Annotated in this window: 7 protein-coding genes and 1 tRNA gene; 5 read left to right on the top strand and 3 right to left on the bottom strand. The window is 66.5% G+C overall.

The genetic code is table 11. The features are described from left to right. The first annotated feature begins 145 nt into the window (after nt 1-145). Entirely contained in the window at nt 146-1,564 is a 1,419-nt protein-coding gene (locus ACZ3TI_RS32125) for a hypothetical protein (protein WP_465732448.1), read from the top strand. Between the two features lie 991 nt (nt 1,565-2,555). Here the strand turns inward: ACZ3TI_RS32125 and ACZ3TI_RS32120 are convergent. Further along, nucleotides 2,556-3,095 (bottom strand): hypothetical protein, encoded by a 540-nt coding sequence (locus ACZ3TI_RS32120; protein ID WP_465732446.1) that lies wholly within the window; start codon nt 3,093-3,095, stop codon nt 2,556-2,558. Between the two features lie 188 nt (nt 3,096-3,283). Between ACZ3TI_RS32120 and ACZ3TI_RS32115 the strand changes: the two genes are divergently transcribed. From ACZ3TI_RS32115 to ACZ3TI_RS32105, 3 genes are all read left to right on the top strand, one after another. After that, nucleotides 3,284-4,219, top strand: coding sequence for a 5'-methylthioadenosine/S-adenosylhomocysteine nucleosidase family protein (locus tag ACZ3TI_RS32115; protein WP_465732444.1), 936 nt, complete (start codon nt 3,284-3,286; stop codon nt 4,217-4,219). Then, nucleotides 4,216-8,460, top strand: a complete 4,245-nt coding sequence (locus tag ACZ3TI_RS32110) for a hypothetical protein (protein WP_465732442.1) — start codon at nt 4,216-4,218, stop codon at nt 8,458-8,460. Before ACZ3TI_RS32115 ends, ACZ3TI_RS32110 begins: the two co-directional genes overlap by 4 nt. A gap of 242 nt (nt 8,461-8,702) precedes the next feature. Beyond that, entirely contained in the window at nt 8,703-12,212 is a 3,510-nt protein-coding gene (locus ACZ3TI_RS32105; protein WP_465732440.1) for an ATP-binding protein, read from the top strand. 239 nt (nt 12,213-12,451) lie between these two features. Here the strand turns inward: ACZ3TI_RS32105 and ACZ3TI_RS32100 are convergent, their stop codons facing one another. After that, nucleotides 12,452-13,588 carry a Fic family protein gene (locus ACZ3TI_RS32100; RefSeq protein ID WP_465732438.1) on the bottom strand — a complete coding sequence of 379 codons (1,137 nt, stop codon included), beginning with the start codon at nt 13,586-13,588 and terminating at the stop codon, nt 12,452-12,454. Between the two features lie 58 nt (nt 13,589-13,646). On the opposite strand from ACZ3TI_RS32100, the gene ACZ3TI_RS32095 reads away from it, so the two are divergent. Beyond that, a complete protein-coding gene (locus ACZ3TI_RS32095; RefSeq protein ID WP_465732436.1) occupies nt 13,647-14,924 on the top strand; it encodes a tyrosine-type recombinase/integrase in 1,278 nt (425 codons plus the stop codon). A gap of 331 nt (nt 14,925-15,255) precedes the next feature. On the opposite strand, the gene ACZ3TI_RS32090 is transcribed toward ACZ3TI_RS32095, so the two are convergent. Then, nucleotides 15,256-15,329: transfer RNA gene (locus ACZ3TI_RS32090), tRNA-Pro, on the bottom strand. Nucleotides 15,330-15,383: the final 54 nt, after the last annotated feature.

The raw sequence follows: 15,383 nt of genomic DNA, 5'->3' as shown, positions 1-15,383 counted from the left end.
ACCGTCGCGCGCCGGGGTGCACTAGCCGATCAGCCTCCGAGCCGTCGACCCGCGCCACCGCACTAGGGGCGCGGGTCCGACCCGTCCCCGCGCCCGCGTCGACCGCGTACGCAGCCACCAACAACCGGAAGTGAAGGAACCGCAGATGTCCGCAGCGACCGACCGGATCTTGGCCGAACTCGCCGACACCACCCGCGTCCACGTCCGCTCCACCGCCCAGCTGGTGTCGGACGCGGACAAGGCCGCCGCCAGCATCGACCGCGAACGCGCCCGAAAGGCCGAGAACAAAGAGGAGGTGTTCCGCAAGCCGTTGACCGAGCCGCTGCCCTCCGCCGAACGCGAGGACCTCACGCTCACCACCTGGCAGGCGCTGGGCACCCTAGCCAGGTCCAGCACACTGGCACGACACGGACAGGGTCGAGGACTCGCCGAACACTGGCAGTCCCTAAAGTACTGCCGAGCCATGGCCACCCCCCGGGATGGTCATTTGCACCTCAGCTCCATCGGCGAGAGTCCTGAGCAGTTCCACCGCGGCCTTCAGGCTCGGGAACTCGGACGCGCCTTCGGCCTCGCCTTGGCCGAGCGCACCATTCGCCTTCGCCACCCCGACCGCATCATCGCCACCATCGACGCCGAAGCCGCACTCCTGCCCGGATTCGCACGCAGTGACAAGCAACCCACGCTCGGCGCGTGGCCCCGCCCGGACTACCTCATCGAGGCCTGGAAGCCTGACGAGCCGTCGATCGTCTATGCCGTGACAGCCAGCGGCAACCACCAAGTCGCCACCCCGCGCACCGGCAAGGCGCAGCGCACCACGTTCCGCCAGCTCGCGAGGGCCAGCGAACGCGTCGAACACCTCCACATCGGAACCTGGGACAACACCGGCTGCTTGCTGATGTCGACCGAGCTTATGGCCCCCGGCGGCATCACCGTCCACGCCCTGCAGGCATCCGGCAGCGCGCAGCTGCGAAACGCGCACCTCGACGTCGAAGACGGCGCCGACATCGACCGCCGTCTGAAGCGCAGTCTGAAGTACATAGACACCGTCCGCGTCCCCGGCCCTGGAGGCGATTACCGAGAGCACAGGCACAACGCTTTCCTCATACCACGCAAGGAACTCGGCTGGTTCGCGCAGGTACTGGCGGCAACCGGCGCCGCCGGGCAACTCGCCTGGACCGGAGCCGGCAGGGAGATCAGCCGTTACCTGACCGCCGTACAGGGCCGCCATCGCTACCAGGAGCGTACCTTCGCGGGCGCAGCCAGCGTCCGCGACGCCCACCACACCTTCGAGGGTGAGCTTTTCGTCGGCACCGACCAGGTCTTCAGGCTCGACGGACAGCGAGTCGAGGCGTTCTCTGGAATGGCGTCACCCCTGTACGAACTCCTGGAGACCGGGCAGGTGGAGGAGTACCGCCGCCTCGCCTATGAGCGCCGGAACGCATGGCCAACCGGAACCACTGCACCCGGCTGGGGCCCTACGTCCTTCCGTGACGACGGCACCGTCATGGCACTGCGCATTCTCCCCAAGGATCCTGCTGTCGGCCGTATGCAATGGGTCCGGTAGAAGCCCGCATCGGTCCGTTCCGAAGACCTGGAACTGCTCTCTACGGCTACGCCGCCAAGGTCTGACCGCCGTGTCCGACAGAGCGTCCCGGCTCAACTCGACCGGCATCGGCGCACTACCCTGCCAAGACACAGCGCGCGAACCGGCCCGGCCGCGGCGTTCTACTGGATGAGCAGCGCCGATCGGAGCTGGGGCTCGCGGAAGTGAGCGAGGAGATGGGGTCGTCCTCGAAAGGACCTCAGCGGCGAGGTCGAGGGCCTGGTGCAGCATCGCCTGAACGATGTCGGCCATCGGCTGTTCGTTGACGACTGCGGCCCAGTGGGCGGCGGCTTCGTGGTCGCCCTCGGCCGTGGCGCTGGCCCACTGGGCGGCGCAGACTTTGGTGATGTGGAAGGCGTGTATCCGGCCCTTGGCCAGCAGGCCTCGGTTGAGGTCGAACAGCTCGATGGTGGTCTGGCCTCTGGGGTGAGCGGGCGGTACGGGCTTTGCCTATTTCGTAGACACTTTCCCGCTATGCGGCCAAGTCCAGCTTAGTGACGCTCTTGGCGCGCTGTCGTTCGTAGTCGACTGGGCTTCGGTAGCCGAGGACGGAGTGTCGCCGCTTGCCGTTGTACCGGGCCATCCAGGAAGACTGCGGTGCGGGCCTGGGGCCTGGTCAGCCAGCGTGAACCTCAGCAAGTTTTCTCGACCAACCTACTGATTGGCTGCCTGCTTGACGGTTCCAGGTGAAGCGGCCAACTTAGCTTTCAGTAACTGGAGTTGAGTCAGATTATCGGCTCGCTTGGTAAGCGTCCTGATGGAGAACCAGGTATTACCTCGGCCAGATATACTCAACTCCATCTACACCCGCCCACCAGCGCTCAGCACGCCTGGTCCCAAAGTGGTCACACAGCCCAGCGCCGAGTTCGGACACGCCGAGCAACAGTGAGCCAATGAGCACCCGACAACCGCCTGAAATACCTGCCAAAGCCCCGGCCTGCAGGCCATCGGCCTACGTCGTGACATCGACGTACTGGACTATCTGGGTAGCGAGAACGACGACCGCCAACGATTCCAGAACGGAAAGGGTGGTCGGCAGGGCCGCCCCCGCGCCGTAGATCCAGAACGCGGCAATAGCTGCTATCGGCACCGCGGTGAAGGCTGTGAGATCAACTGCGCACTGGATGATCTTCCGTTGCTTCCGGTGGCCATCGCTTCGGTGTGCCGACTCCCATCCGAAAGGGCTGTCATGCTCACCGGCGAGTGCCGCCAGGCGAGGCCCTAGATCAGTACGGACATAACGGCCGATCGAACTGATCTTCTGATCATTCGCCAGGTAAGTCCAACCGAGCACAGAGGTCGCTGCGGGCAGCGCCAGCAACAGCGCGGGCTGGCGTGTCTGCGCCGCGCCGATCAACACCGTCACCATCGCAGCCAGCGTGACGTAGAGCAGATTGTCCCGGAAGCCTATTCGGGTCTTCTGTTCCTCCTTCACCCTGTCGTACTCGGCCAGGAGCAGCTTGCCAACAGTGACGTCATCGGTCGTAGTCACGACTGTTTCCCCGGTGCTGAGAGTCAAGGTCCCGTCCGGACAGTCTGGCCCAGCCAACGGGTCGCAGGGAAGCCATCGCCGATGCCCGCAAGTAGCCGCTGCCGCCGGGGCACAACTCGCAGCGAGTCAGGACTGTCGGCAGGTGGCGGTACGCTCGATGGAAGTCACAGTCCTGGAGGTAAGGTCCTTTGCTCGAAGGCGAGTTCGGCTCGACCAGCCCAGTTGTCGTGCTGACGGCGATCAGTCTCGAGTACAACGCGGTACGCGAGCACCTGCTCGATCCACGCCGAGTGATCCACGAGGCCACGTGGTGCGAGGTCGGTACTGTGACCGGCTCGGAACGCCAGGTCATCCTCGCAGAGGTGGGACCAGGAAACCTCCGGACAGCTGTGGTCGCAGAGCAGCTCAGGGCGGGCTTTGCGCCTCGGGCCATCATCTTCGTCGGGGTGGCAGGCAGCCTGAAGTCCGATGTCAGGCTCGGTGATGTCGTGGTTGCGGACAAGATCTACGCGTACGACGGATCCAAGCATGGACCCGACGAGCAGTTCGCCCGTCCGGCAGCCTGGAGCCCTTCGCACGCCCTGTTGCAAACCGCGTTGCACAGTTTGCGCGGCTCGGCATGGCAGGAGCGGATCCGCCTGGATGCGTACCGGTCGGACCGGCTACCAGAGGTCCATGTCAAGCCGGTCGCCGCCGGTGAAACCGTCCTGAACTCGATGGAATCCCCGCTGCGTGAACGGCTCATCCGCGTCTTCAACGACGCGGTTGCCGTGGAGATGGAGAGCGCGGGGCTAGCAACGGTAGCCGCCCTCGGCAAAGTGGACTCACTGACGATCCGGGGCATCAGCGACCTCGCCGACGGCGCCAAAGCATCGGCCGATGCCCGCGGCAGCCAGCAGATCGCGGCCTCCCACGCCGCGGCCGCTGCAATGACTGTCATCGCCGCACTGCCGGGCGATCTCGCAGGGGTCACTCCAGCCAGCGGATCCGGGCCCGTCGATGGCCTGCCCACCCCCGCGTCGACGCTGCGGCAGATCAACAAAGCAGACCGCAAGGGAGTGGTCAACGCCGTGCAAAACGGCAACCAATCAATCACCAATGGGCCAGGGGCAACCCCCAGGTGAGCAGCAACGAGAGGCCGGAGGACGAGGCACGGTCCGAGTCGGCCTCCCCTTCCGGCGACCAGCTGACGACACAGACCAACTGCGCGGACGCCGGCGGCACCGTCAATGCGGTACAGAACGGTGACCAGTTCAACCAGTACTTCGTCGGGCCCGACGGAAAGCTGCTCTTCGCCCAGTGGGAGAGAACCCTTCGGCGAGGCCCGGGAACGCTGCGCATCGGACCGGACCAGGAGCTGACCGTCGACCGGTCGGCAGCACTCGCCGATCTCACCGAGGTACTCGTCAGCGACCGTCCGGAGAAGGTCGTCATCGTCCGTGGGGCGCCCGGGGTCGGCAAGTCCGCTCTGGTGCTCCGGGCAGTCGACGAACTGCGTGACCGCTCCGTACAGGTATTGGCGGCCTCCGTTCCGGCGATGGCCCCGTACGCGGGCGGCTTGGAGGAACTTGTCGCATCGACACTGGACCGGGACGGCAACACATCGAAGACGCCACCTCGTTCGGGGATCCTTGTCCTGGACGGATCCGAGGCCGCCCAGGAAGGCTTCGCCGACCTGACCGCCGAGGCTGTCGACGCGGCTCTCAGTACCGGCTTGCTTCCTGTACTGGTCAGCCGCGATGACGCCACGGAAACACTGCGTGATCTGTTGGAACGAGCAGGCCATCGAACAGTGGCGGAGACGAGTGTTCCGCCCCTGGACGACCGAGAGGTCGACGACGTCGTCCGTGCGGCACCACACCTCACCCAGATGGCGAACGACGACCGGTCCCGCTGGCTGCTGCGCAGGCTAAAGATCATCGACTTGCTGTTGCGCTCCACCGGGCGTGGCGGGGCGCTACCCGCTCGTTTGAGGAGCGAGGCCGATGTCTACCGGCACGTCTGGTCCGCATTCGTCCTCAACAACAGCCGCCAGGTCTCTTCCAACCTGGCGTCCGAGGATCGCGGACGAGCACTGGTCACGCTGGCCGAGGCCCGGCTCACGGGGAGGCGTCCAGCCGCGGTATCCGGCCCGGTCCTGGCCTCGTTGCGGTCCGACGGCGTCCTGGCGCCGCTCGACGAGGTGTCGGCGGTCTCGGACGAGGAACACGCCTTCTCCCATGACCTGCTACGGGACTTCGCCACGGCCAGGCGCCTACTGCTGCCCGACGGCTTCATGCTCCTGGAGGGCACCGGCCCGCGATGGGCTGTCCATGCCGCTCGGATCTACTGCCAGGCCAGGCTCTGGCCCGATCCGGACGCGCCCGGCGGCTTCAGCGCCCGTTGGAACCGGACACGTCAACAGTTCGAGCGTCTCACGGCGACACATGGCACACGCTGGGAGGACGTCCCCTGGGAAGCGGTCCTGTCTGCCGACTGGTGCGCCGACGCTCTCTCGGCTTTGACGGAGGAGCTCCTCCGGGAGCCCGACCTGCTGAACGGTCTGCTGCGCTGCACCGTACAGCGCTTCGGCGACGGTAGGTCCTGCGATCCGCTGGTCGCAGCACCCGTGATCGAATGGATCACTCGACACTCGAGCGTCCTCTCCCGCAATCATGCCGATCTGAGCGACAAGGTCGTGCTGGCGTGGCTACGTGGCCTGTTCCGGCAAGAGGCACTCGGGATCGACATGACGAAGCATCGGCCAGTGCGGGCGTTGCTGCGCGATGCCATGCTTCGGGAAGTTCCGGAGTTTCCCTCAGCCGCCTACATCGAGGCACTCGCGCTGCTCGGCGTCGAGCGCACCGGTACCGCAGCCGACCTGCTGCGAAGGCTCGCACACGCACGCCCGAACAGCCTCATGCCGGCCGTGGACCGTGCTGAGGCCGGCGGTTGCCTGGCCATGACCGATCCCGATCTGCTCGTCGAACTGGCCTCGGCTTACTACCTTCCGCACCCCGATCGGCCAGACCGATTCCTCGGGAGCCTCCGGAGGCCGTGGATGGGGAAGCACGAGTTCCTTGGCGGCCTCACCCACAGCCAAGCCGACTGGGCACGTGGTCCGTTCTTCTGGTTGCTTCAGGCTGCCCCCTCTCACGGGTTGCGTCTGATCGAGGCCATTGTCACCGGCACCATGGAGGCGCAGAGCACGACGACCGACGAGCCTGGTGTGACCGCCGACTTCCTGAACAGCGGCCTGCGCCGCTACGCGGGTACCTCCAAGTCCTGGTTCTGGTACCGGGGAGCACTCGACGGTCACCAGCCGTGTATGAGTGCGCTGATGGCGTTGGAACGCTGGCTGGAACGGGAGATCGCCCGCGGCGCTGTCACGGCTCGCGCCGCCGCCCGGCTGGTCCTGGCTCGCGTGGGAACGCTGTCCGGCCTCGGTCTTGCCTATGGACTGCTACTGCGGCATCTGAACACGGTCACCGATGAGTTGGACGACTTCCTTGCTCATCCCCTGGTCTGGGAGCTCGAGATCGACCGTATCATCAGCGGCAGTATGTTCCGGGGCGGCAACGACCTTCCTGGTGGCGAGTGGTTGAAGCGTTCACCGGTCGAGGTAGCGATGACTCTTGTCATCAATGCCGCACGCACGGACAACAGTCAGGCAATAGCGCGGCTGAGAGCGGTGGCTGATCGGCTCCGCTCGGCCGCGCCGGACGGCGTCGCTGGATTGACCGTCAAGTCCTGGGCCGACCACCTCGACCTGGAGCGCTTCACACTAGTACGGCACGGTGACCAGTGGGCGATCGAGGCGCTGTCGTCGGAGGCCGACGCACCGGTGCTGGAACGCCACCGTGCCGAGGCCGACCGCACCTCCCTGAAGTACGGGTTGATGAATCGCTACGCGCTCCACCGATCGGTGCCCTACCGCGTGAGCGAGCCTGTCGTCGGCGATCTCGACATGCTTGCCACCGATCTCCGGGCAGCACGTGAGCTCCACGGAGGGCCGGCCGACGAAGTGGGGTGGGCGCTCGACGGACGGTATGCGGTAGCGGCCGCGGCGATACATGCCGCAGCAAAGGGCAGGTCGCCAGCCGCAGAGGACCTTCAATGGTCGGTTGACCTGCTGACCGCGGCGATCCACGAGCCTGTCGACATCTCCTACGGTCTGGACGCCACTCAGCCCTGGGCCGGTAACCGTCTGGCCGCCCTCGCACTACCACGTCTGCTCGCACCCCTGGCCGAGGCTTCCGAGCCACCGCCTGTCGACACCGAACGCCTAGCCGACGCGGTGGTACACAGCGCTGCCCACCCGATGCACGAGGTACGCGAGTACGCCGTCGAAGGGTTGCGACCGCTCTGGTCCATCAGGTGCTCAGCAGATCACCGCCAATGCCATCACAGCCTTGCCTGGCGCGCGGTGGAGTCCTGCGTGCGCCAGTTGCTGGAGCCCGGGGCCAGTCCGTCCCCGTCGGCGATGGGCGATGTGTCCTCGACCCACCTTGCTGCCGCACTGGCCTCTCGCGAGGGGAAGGACATGGACCTGGCGGTGCTGGGGCCCGCAGTCTCCGCAGTGCTGGAGGCCGCTCGGACCCGGCACTGCTGCCGGACCCGGGCCCACGAGTTGCGCGACCCCCTGTTGGACGCCTACGCCCGCGCAGCACAGGTGTGGGGTGAGGAGCCACACACTGAACGGCGGGCAAGTCTAGGAGCCTCCCTCCTACGCGCCGCCGATTCCGAGCCGGCCGTACTGAGCTGGTTCGCCGATCGGCTGATCGTCTCGCCGTCGGCGTTCAGCCATCTGTTGCGGGTCTTGAAGACCGCCGCTACCTATGAGAGCGACCTCGTGCGGCCGCTCGCCGCCGGCTGGCCGTACCTCATGGAGCTGGTACTCACCCAGCCGCTGTCGGCCGCCGCGGACAGGGGTGACGAAGATGCCGACAGATTCGGCCGACATGACTACAGGACAATGCAATCGGAGATCATTCCGAACCCGGTGCTATCCATGATGGACCGGGACATCGATGGCACTCTGCGTGAGGCCCGAAGTCGGTGGATCCCCATCGCCCCTGTGGCCGACTTGGTCGAGGACTGGACAGTTCAGGTCGACAAGGACTGGTCCGCCCTCGACAACCTCATTGGCTTCCTCAAGGCACAACCCGTCCATGAACAGGTCGATCCTGGTCTGCGCTGGGTTCGGAAACTATCCGTCAACAGTGCCGGGGCGGTCGACTCCGCCGGCTTCTCCCTCGTTGATTGGTTGAAAGACCTACATCCCGCGGTAACGGCCGGAGCCCGGCCCCACTTTCAAGCCGTGGTGGATGGTCTCGCGCTTGCCCAGCACTCGAGTGCCACCACACTGCAACGGCTGGACGAATGAAGCCGAACGAGCTGGGTACATTACTCCGGCCCGTCGGTATGTCGGCTCAGTCGTGCGCCGCACCCATCCGCACCCGCCCGTTCCTCTCGCCAGCGCAGAAGGAACCTCGTAATCCCTGCCGACAAGAGCGCGGTCTTCCCTGACCGCGCTCTCCAACCTGAACCCAGGCGGCGCTCGCCGCCTCACAGGTCTGGAGAACCACTCTGCGAGGCGATGCGGACCGATGAGGGGAGAGAAGAGGGATGGACGGCAACAGTAGAGCAAGTGAACTGGAAACCGGCTCCGGAGACGACGAGCGTGCCCCTGTCCAACAGAATACGGCCGACGACGGCGGCACGGTCTACGCCGTTCAGAACGGCAACCAGAGCATCTACAACGTCCACCCTGATGCCCTCTCGCACGATCCGTGGCTCACGGCACAGGAGGCGTTCGACGATCCGCACGCCGCCGCCTATTTCTCCCACCGCTGGAACCTGGTCGGCCGTAAGAAGCTTGTCGAGGAACTGGTCTCCTTCAGCACGAGCACCGACGGGGCCACTGGGCGTGTGGGCGTCCTGCTGGGGGCGGCCGGCGCAGGGAAGAGCCGTGTCCTGAACGCTCTGGCTGCGGACTTCGTCCTCCGCACCGGCGGCGTCGTACGGATTCTGCCGGCGTATCCGGCCGTGGGCCATCAGGTCTCAGCACGATTGCCCGACGACTCCAGCCTCCTCATCATCATCGAGGACGCGCACCAGCGCCCCGACGACCTACCGGATGTCATCCGCGACCTTTGCCGTCAGCGGCCCCGAGCCAGGATCATCATTTCTACCAGGCCCTCCGGCACAGCCGCCCTCAGAACAGCGTTCAGGCAGCTCCGGATGGACGACTCCGTGATTCCGACCTGGGAACTCGGCGAGCTCTCGACCCGGGAGGCCACCGGCCTCGCGGCACAGGCGCTGAGCAGTGAGACTCGGCACCTGGCCCGCTGGCTCGCCACGGCTGTGGGTGACTCGCCGTTCCTCTTGGTCTTCAGCGCCGTACAGATCGGGCGGGGCCGACTCGATCCCGAGCAATTGGAGCGAGACGGCGAACTGCGCCGGCAGGTGACCGAGGCATTCATCACAGAAGTTCTGGGAAGCTCGGCCACCCATGACGAGGACCGGTCCCTGCTGCACCTCGTCGCAGCTCTGCAACCCGTACGCATCGACCTACCCCGCTTCCTGAGCACCATGGCACACCTGCTCGGCGTCTCGGCGGCCCTCGTTCGGACCCGGCTGGCCCGCCTGGTGGACATCGGGCTCCTGGCGCGTCGTGGTACCTCTCACCGGATCCTGCCCGACCTGCTGGGCGATGTCCTTCTGGCCGAGGCCGCACTTGATCCCCGGAGCGGGCGGTCCAACGGCTTTCTCGAAGACATCCTCGCCAACACCGACGGCGAGCCGCTGACCAACCTCCTGGTCAACACCGGGCGGGTGGACTGGCAGTGGAGGGATCTACGGCCCAATGGTCCGTCCCCTGTCGAACCTCTCTGGCGCATCCTCAAGCAGGAGTACGCGACCGGGAGCACCGAGGCACGCCGGCAGCTGCTGACCGTCGTACGCAAGGTAGCCCCGTTCCAGCCGAGGCGTGTCCTCGATCTCCTACGCACAACGGTCGAGGCGGGCCGCTCGGGCCTCGTACGGCTGCTGGACGACATCCCTCCAGCGCTGGCGGCCGCCGCGCACGACCCGGACCACCTCGGGGAGTCGCTCGACTTGCTGTGGGAGGTCGGACAGCACGACGTGCGGCCGATCCACTCGGCTCCGCATTCAGCGCTACGCCTCCTCAGCGACCTCGCCTCGTACACCCCCGACAAACCGCTGTTCTATCAGGAGGCCGTCGTCGATGCCGTTGGCCGCTGGGCGCAAGCCGGGCCGGTCCACGCCTCCTCCCGTATGCCCTTCGCCCTGCTGGACCGGATCTTCGAAACTGTCGCAGAGCGCCATGAGACCGAGGGGTGGACGCTCGTCATCTCGCGTCTACCCCTGGCAGCCGATCGTGTGGCCTCCGTACGCGCCCGCGCCTACCAGGTACTTCTCGACGCCTATGGCTCCTCGGACCCGGTGCGGGCCGGCATAGCAGCGCGGAGCCTCGCGGAAGCCTTCCGGGACCAACGCGGGCCGTTCGGGGCGCTGGTGGTGCCGGCTCTGGAGGCGTTGGCCCTACGGACCCGGGAGATCGAACCAGGCCCGCTGGTGTCGCTCGCCGTACACCGATCGGTGCTGTGGCATCTGGTGTACGGCTCCGCATCGGCCTCGGCCGCAGCGCGTCGGGTCTCGGACTCCCTGCCGGACTCGTTGCCGCACCGGATCGCCGTGCTGATGCACAGCGACTGCCACGAGTGGCAACTGGTCGGGGACGAATACGACTTCGGCGCTTCGGAGCACGCCTGGCAGCTCCGTATCGCCGAGGCTGCCGAGGAAGCCACTTCCCTATGGGACGACAGAACCGTCTGGAGCGTGCTGTGCGACCTCCTGGAGGCGGGGATGCAGGTGTTCGCTGAGTATCCATCGGACTGTCCGCCCCTGATCGGCTGCTTCGCGGCAGGACGGCCCGGGCTCTCCGCGGCAATCATCCGCGGAGCACTGGAACGCGGCGACACCACCGTCGACCTCGTCGTGGCACCGGCGCTGAAGGCCCTCTGGGAGAGCGATCCATCGCTAGCCGAGCAACTCTTGACGGAACTGGGGGGCACCAGCCGCGCCGCCGTGCTCCGATCCGTCCTCCAGACGAGCCTGACCCGGCTGGCAGCAGGCGACGCACTGCACACGTCGGAGGGCATGGCGGCCCGCCGACTGGCCGGACACCATGACGTCTCCGTTCGCGTCGCAGTCCTCCGCCTGGCGGTCCGGATGGTCCGGAACCCCTCGACGCGATCGGAGGGAATCGCGCTCCTCTGCTCCGTCCCCTTCTCGGCGTTGCCCTCCGGGGTGAGGGAGTTCGCATGGGCGTTCATCGGCCCCGACGCCCTCTCATGGTCCGACCTGACGCCGGACCAACGAGCGGGCTGCGTCATCGAGCTGACCGGAGCGCCAACGCTGGACGACTACCGGGTCCAGTCGGCCATCGCAGCCCTGTCCGAAGCACACGAGGACGAAGCACTCGACATGCTCATCGAGCGGTTGGAATCGTGGGAGTCTGATCCCGCACCTGCTTACACCCCTCTCCCCTTCTCTTGGGGCGCTCCCCTCCCATTCAAGAACAGCTCACGTCGCACAGACCTGCTGGAAAGACTGGTCCACTGGTTCGAACGGGAACGGGAACACCCCTGGCGTCGAGAGCTGTTCGGCACCGAGTTGTTCAGGATCGTGGCGGGCGGCACGTACACCCGCGAAGTGCTCGACGTCCTCCTGAAGGTCTTCAGGTCGGGCGACGCCGCACGAATTCAGGCGACAGCCCCGCTCCTGGGCCGAGCTCACCGCGACCTCCTCTGGGAGGAGCCTGACTTCGTGGCCGACGTACTGCAGACGGCCGCCCAGCACTCGAACGAGCTGTACCACCGGGTTGGCGGCCACCTAATGAACGTCGTCATGTCCGGTGTGAAGTCAACCTCACCCGGCGAGCCGTTCCCCCAGGACGTCGAGGTCCGCGAACAGGCAGCTCGAATCCGCGCAACGCTGACCACCGGCTCACCGGAAGACCGCTTCTACTCCGCGCTCCAAGACCGGGCCGATGCCGAGATCGAGAGAGCACTTCGGGAGGACTTGGAACTCGACAACCGCCGCGAATGGTAGAAGGCTCCTGGGCCCGTCGCTTCACCCACCGCCATTGCGTCTGGCAAACCGCTCTGCAGTCAGCCGGAAGCAGGGACCGGACATATCTTATGCCGAGCGCTCCGCAGAGGAGGGCAGACAAATGTTCAAGATGAGCAGAGAAGGTGCGACATCCGGTCAACAGGCGCTCGGAATCGACCGGATCGATCACCTGCACCGCCTGAACCCGGCACAGGATTCCTCCTGATCGGCCTTGCACCTCAGGAGGAATAAGGATCGCGAAGGGGCCGCGGTTCCCGTACGCCTCGAACGATGGCTTCGGGAAGGTCCGGGCCAGCAGTGTAATAGCGGCCCTGTGCCTCGCCCTGGGCTGCAAGCCAGCCAGCGCGGACGAGCTCGCGGATGTCGCGTTGGGCCTGCTGCTCGCTGAGTTCGGCGTCGGCCTGGTAGGTGGCGCGGCGCAGGCGGTTGCCCATGGCCGCGGGGTAGAGGGCATAGAGCATGCGATCGGGCCAGCCGCGCTGCTCGATCGCCTCGTCGAGGGCGGTCCAGACCTCGCGGGTGGTGTTCACCTGCCGCTCGACCGTTTGGGCCTGCTGGTGGTGGGCGCGCAGGCAGAACCGGACCCACGGGAGGGTGTCCCGGTCGGGGGTCCATACGGGTCCGCCGACCTCGGCGAGGACGTCGTAGTAGCGGTAGGTGTTGCGGGCCCGGCCGAGCCATTCCTCGATGCTGGAGAACTCGGGCGCCATGATCCCTTCCCGGGCCAGGACCAGGGTGTGCAGGGCGCGGGACATCCGCCCGTTGCCGTCCGACCACGGGTGGATCGCCACCAGGTTCAGGTGCGCCATTGACGCCCGTACCAGCGCCGGCGCGTCCAGGTCGCCCTCGTTCAGCCACTCCACGAGCTCATCGGTCAGCGCCGGAACATGCTCGCTGTCGGGAGCGGCGTAGGCGGCGATGCTGGGGTCTTCGGCCGAGGTGACGTACACCGGGCCGGTGCGCCACCAGCCGGGGCGCTTCAGCAGATGGTGTCCCTGCATCATGAAGTGCAGCGCGTTCAGCAGCCCCTTGCTGTATGCGAAGTCGTCAGCAGCCTCGGCGAGGCGCTGGATGTACGTCATCGCCTGCCGGTAGCCCTCGATCTCGGCGGCGACAGTGTCGCTCGCCTCGATCGGCGCCTCGCCGACCATGATGTCCTCGACATCCGACACGCTCGCCGCGTAGCCCTCAATGGTATTCGATCCGGCGATCGCCCGCGCGGTCAGGTTGCGCCGCAACTGCCCCTCCCACCGCCGCGGCGTTCGCAGGTGCAGGCGCAGTCGTTCCCGCATCTCCGAGATCTCACCCAGAACGGCTTGATCGATTTCCTGCAGCGCCGGCGTCCCGTATAGCATGAAGCAATGACACCATGAAGGCATCAAACGGTCAATGATTCAGGCGCGATCATGACCTATGACCACATCAGAATCTCCACCCGAAGCACTCGGCACCGACCGCATCCAGCCGATCGTCGGCCCCGCAGTGGCGTCGCCTGCCGCTAGTCGGCCCCGGCACGCCACCGCACACTTCGCCCCGCTCACCGACGCCCGCCGGCCGTCCAGTCCGGCCGCCCCGGCCCAGACCCACGCCTGGGCCAAGTTCCTTGCCGAAGCCGTCCGCAACGGACTCGACCCGACACTGATCACCCAGTGGCTGACCATTCTGGCCGACGCCACCGGCAGCCCTCTGCTTCCTTCGGTGGCGTCCATGCCACTGACGGAGTACGTCGAACGCCGGCTCGCGATCATCCTCGGCGGCCTCGAGACCACCACCCACGTCCCGTACCTCGCCGGATGGCGTCTGCGGATCAAGCCCGATCTCGGACACCTCCCCCTCCGCCTGATCACCACCGGCGCGATGACCACGGCGGTGCTCAGCTGGATCGCCGACGGCTGCAACCGCTCCACCATCAAGAACACCCTCGCCATGCTTACCCGGATCCTCGAACAGGCCGTCGTCGACGGCATCCTCGACCGGGCGCCCGCCCGTGTCACCGGCTGGCAACGCGAATTCAAGAAGGCCGAGGACGAACTGCTCGATCCCCGCGCCCTCGCGATACGCGACTGGGACGCCCTGACCGAGCTCGCCGACGCCCTCGTCGACGCCTCCTACAACCACTACCGCGGCTGGGGCGACGTCGTCATCCACGGCGCCTGCACCGCCACCCGCATCGGCGAGGTCTCCGGCGTCCGCGCCTGCGACATCGACACCTCCAACTGGATCCTGACCTGCCGCCGCCAGACCACCCCAGCACCCGGCGGCCTCGTCGACAAACACACCAAAGGCGGCACCGCCCGCCTCATCCCCATCATCGAACCACTGCGGCCACTGATCACCCGGCGGCTCCGGGCCACCCGCGGCGACCCCGACGCACGCCTCTACACCGGCCCACGCGGCGGCCGCATCAGCACCGCCGTCCTGCGTGACGCCACCCACTGGGACGACGTCACCCACGACCTCGGCTACGAACACCTCCGACGCCACGACCTGCGCCACACAGGGCTCACATGGATGGCGGACGCCGGCATCCCGCTCCACGTCCTCCAGCTGATCGCAGGCCACAAAGAAGTCACGACCACGCAGCGTTACCTGCACCCGGACATCCGCTCGCTCATCAAAGCCGGCGAGGCGCTCACCCGGCACCTCATCGAGCAACTCCACGTCACCGGGCAGCTCCCACGCCGCTGGTGACGGAAAGTATCCGAAATCACCCAAGAGGAGCCGCGATCGGCAGCCTCTACGCCACCTGACGATCTTGCCGACAATCCGTCAATCTGGCGCACCCGCAGGGAGGTTACCCACTTGACCCCATGTTTCGCCCGGTCAAGTGCGCTACAGGCACCCAAATCGACGAATCGATCGAAACCTGCAACTCGATCCTTCGATTCCCCGGCCAGCAGCAATGAATCGCCTTGGATCTCAACGTCGCTGAAACGGCAAATATCACTGTTTGTCGCGTCCGAAAACCGCCAGAGGCGGCCTGCTCTATGCGAGCAAACCGCCTCTGACCTGCGACTTTACGTCGGGACGACAGGATTTGAACCTGCGACCCCTTGACCCCCAGTCAAGTGCGCTACCAAGCTGCGCCACGTCCCGTGGTCTCGGCGCCTGCAGCGGGAGCCTGGGGGGCTCTGCCGTGGGCTTCTCGAC

Source organism: Kitasatospora sp. NPDC023120 (assembly GCF_055560835.1).
This window is presented reverse-complemented; position numbering and strand designations above follow the sequence as displayed.

Excerpts from the sequence above, each read along its gene's own strand:
- ACZ3TI_RS32100 (WP_465732438.1), bottom strand. The coding sequence starts at position 13,588 with ATGCTATACGGGACGCCGGCGCTGCAGGAAATCGATCAAGCCGTTCTG.
- ACZ3TI_RS32095 (WP_465732436.1), top strand. The coding sequence starts at position 13,647 with ATGACCACATCAGAATCTCCACCCGAAGCACTCGGCACCGACCGCATC.
- ACZ3TI_RS32125 (WP_465732448.1), top strand. The coding sequence starts at position 146 with ATGTCCGCAGCGACCGACCGGATCTTGGCCGAACTCGCCGACACCACC.
- ACZ3TI_RS32105 (WP_465732440.1), top strand. The coding sequence starts at position 8,703 with ATGGACGGCAACAGTAGAGCAAGTGAACTGGAAACCGGCTCCGGAGAC.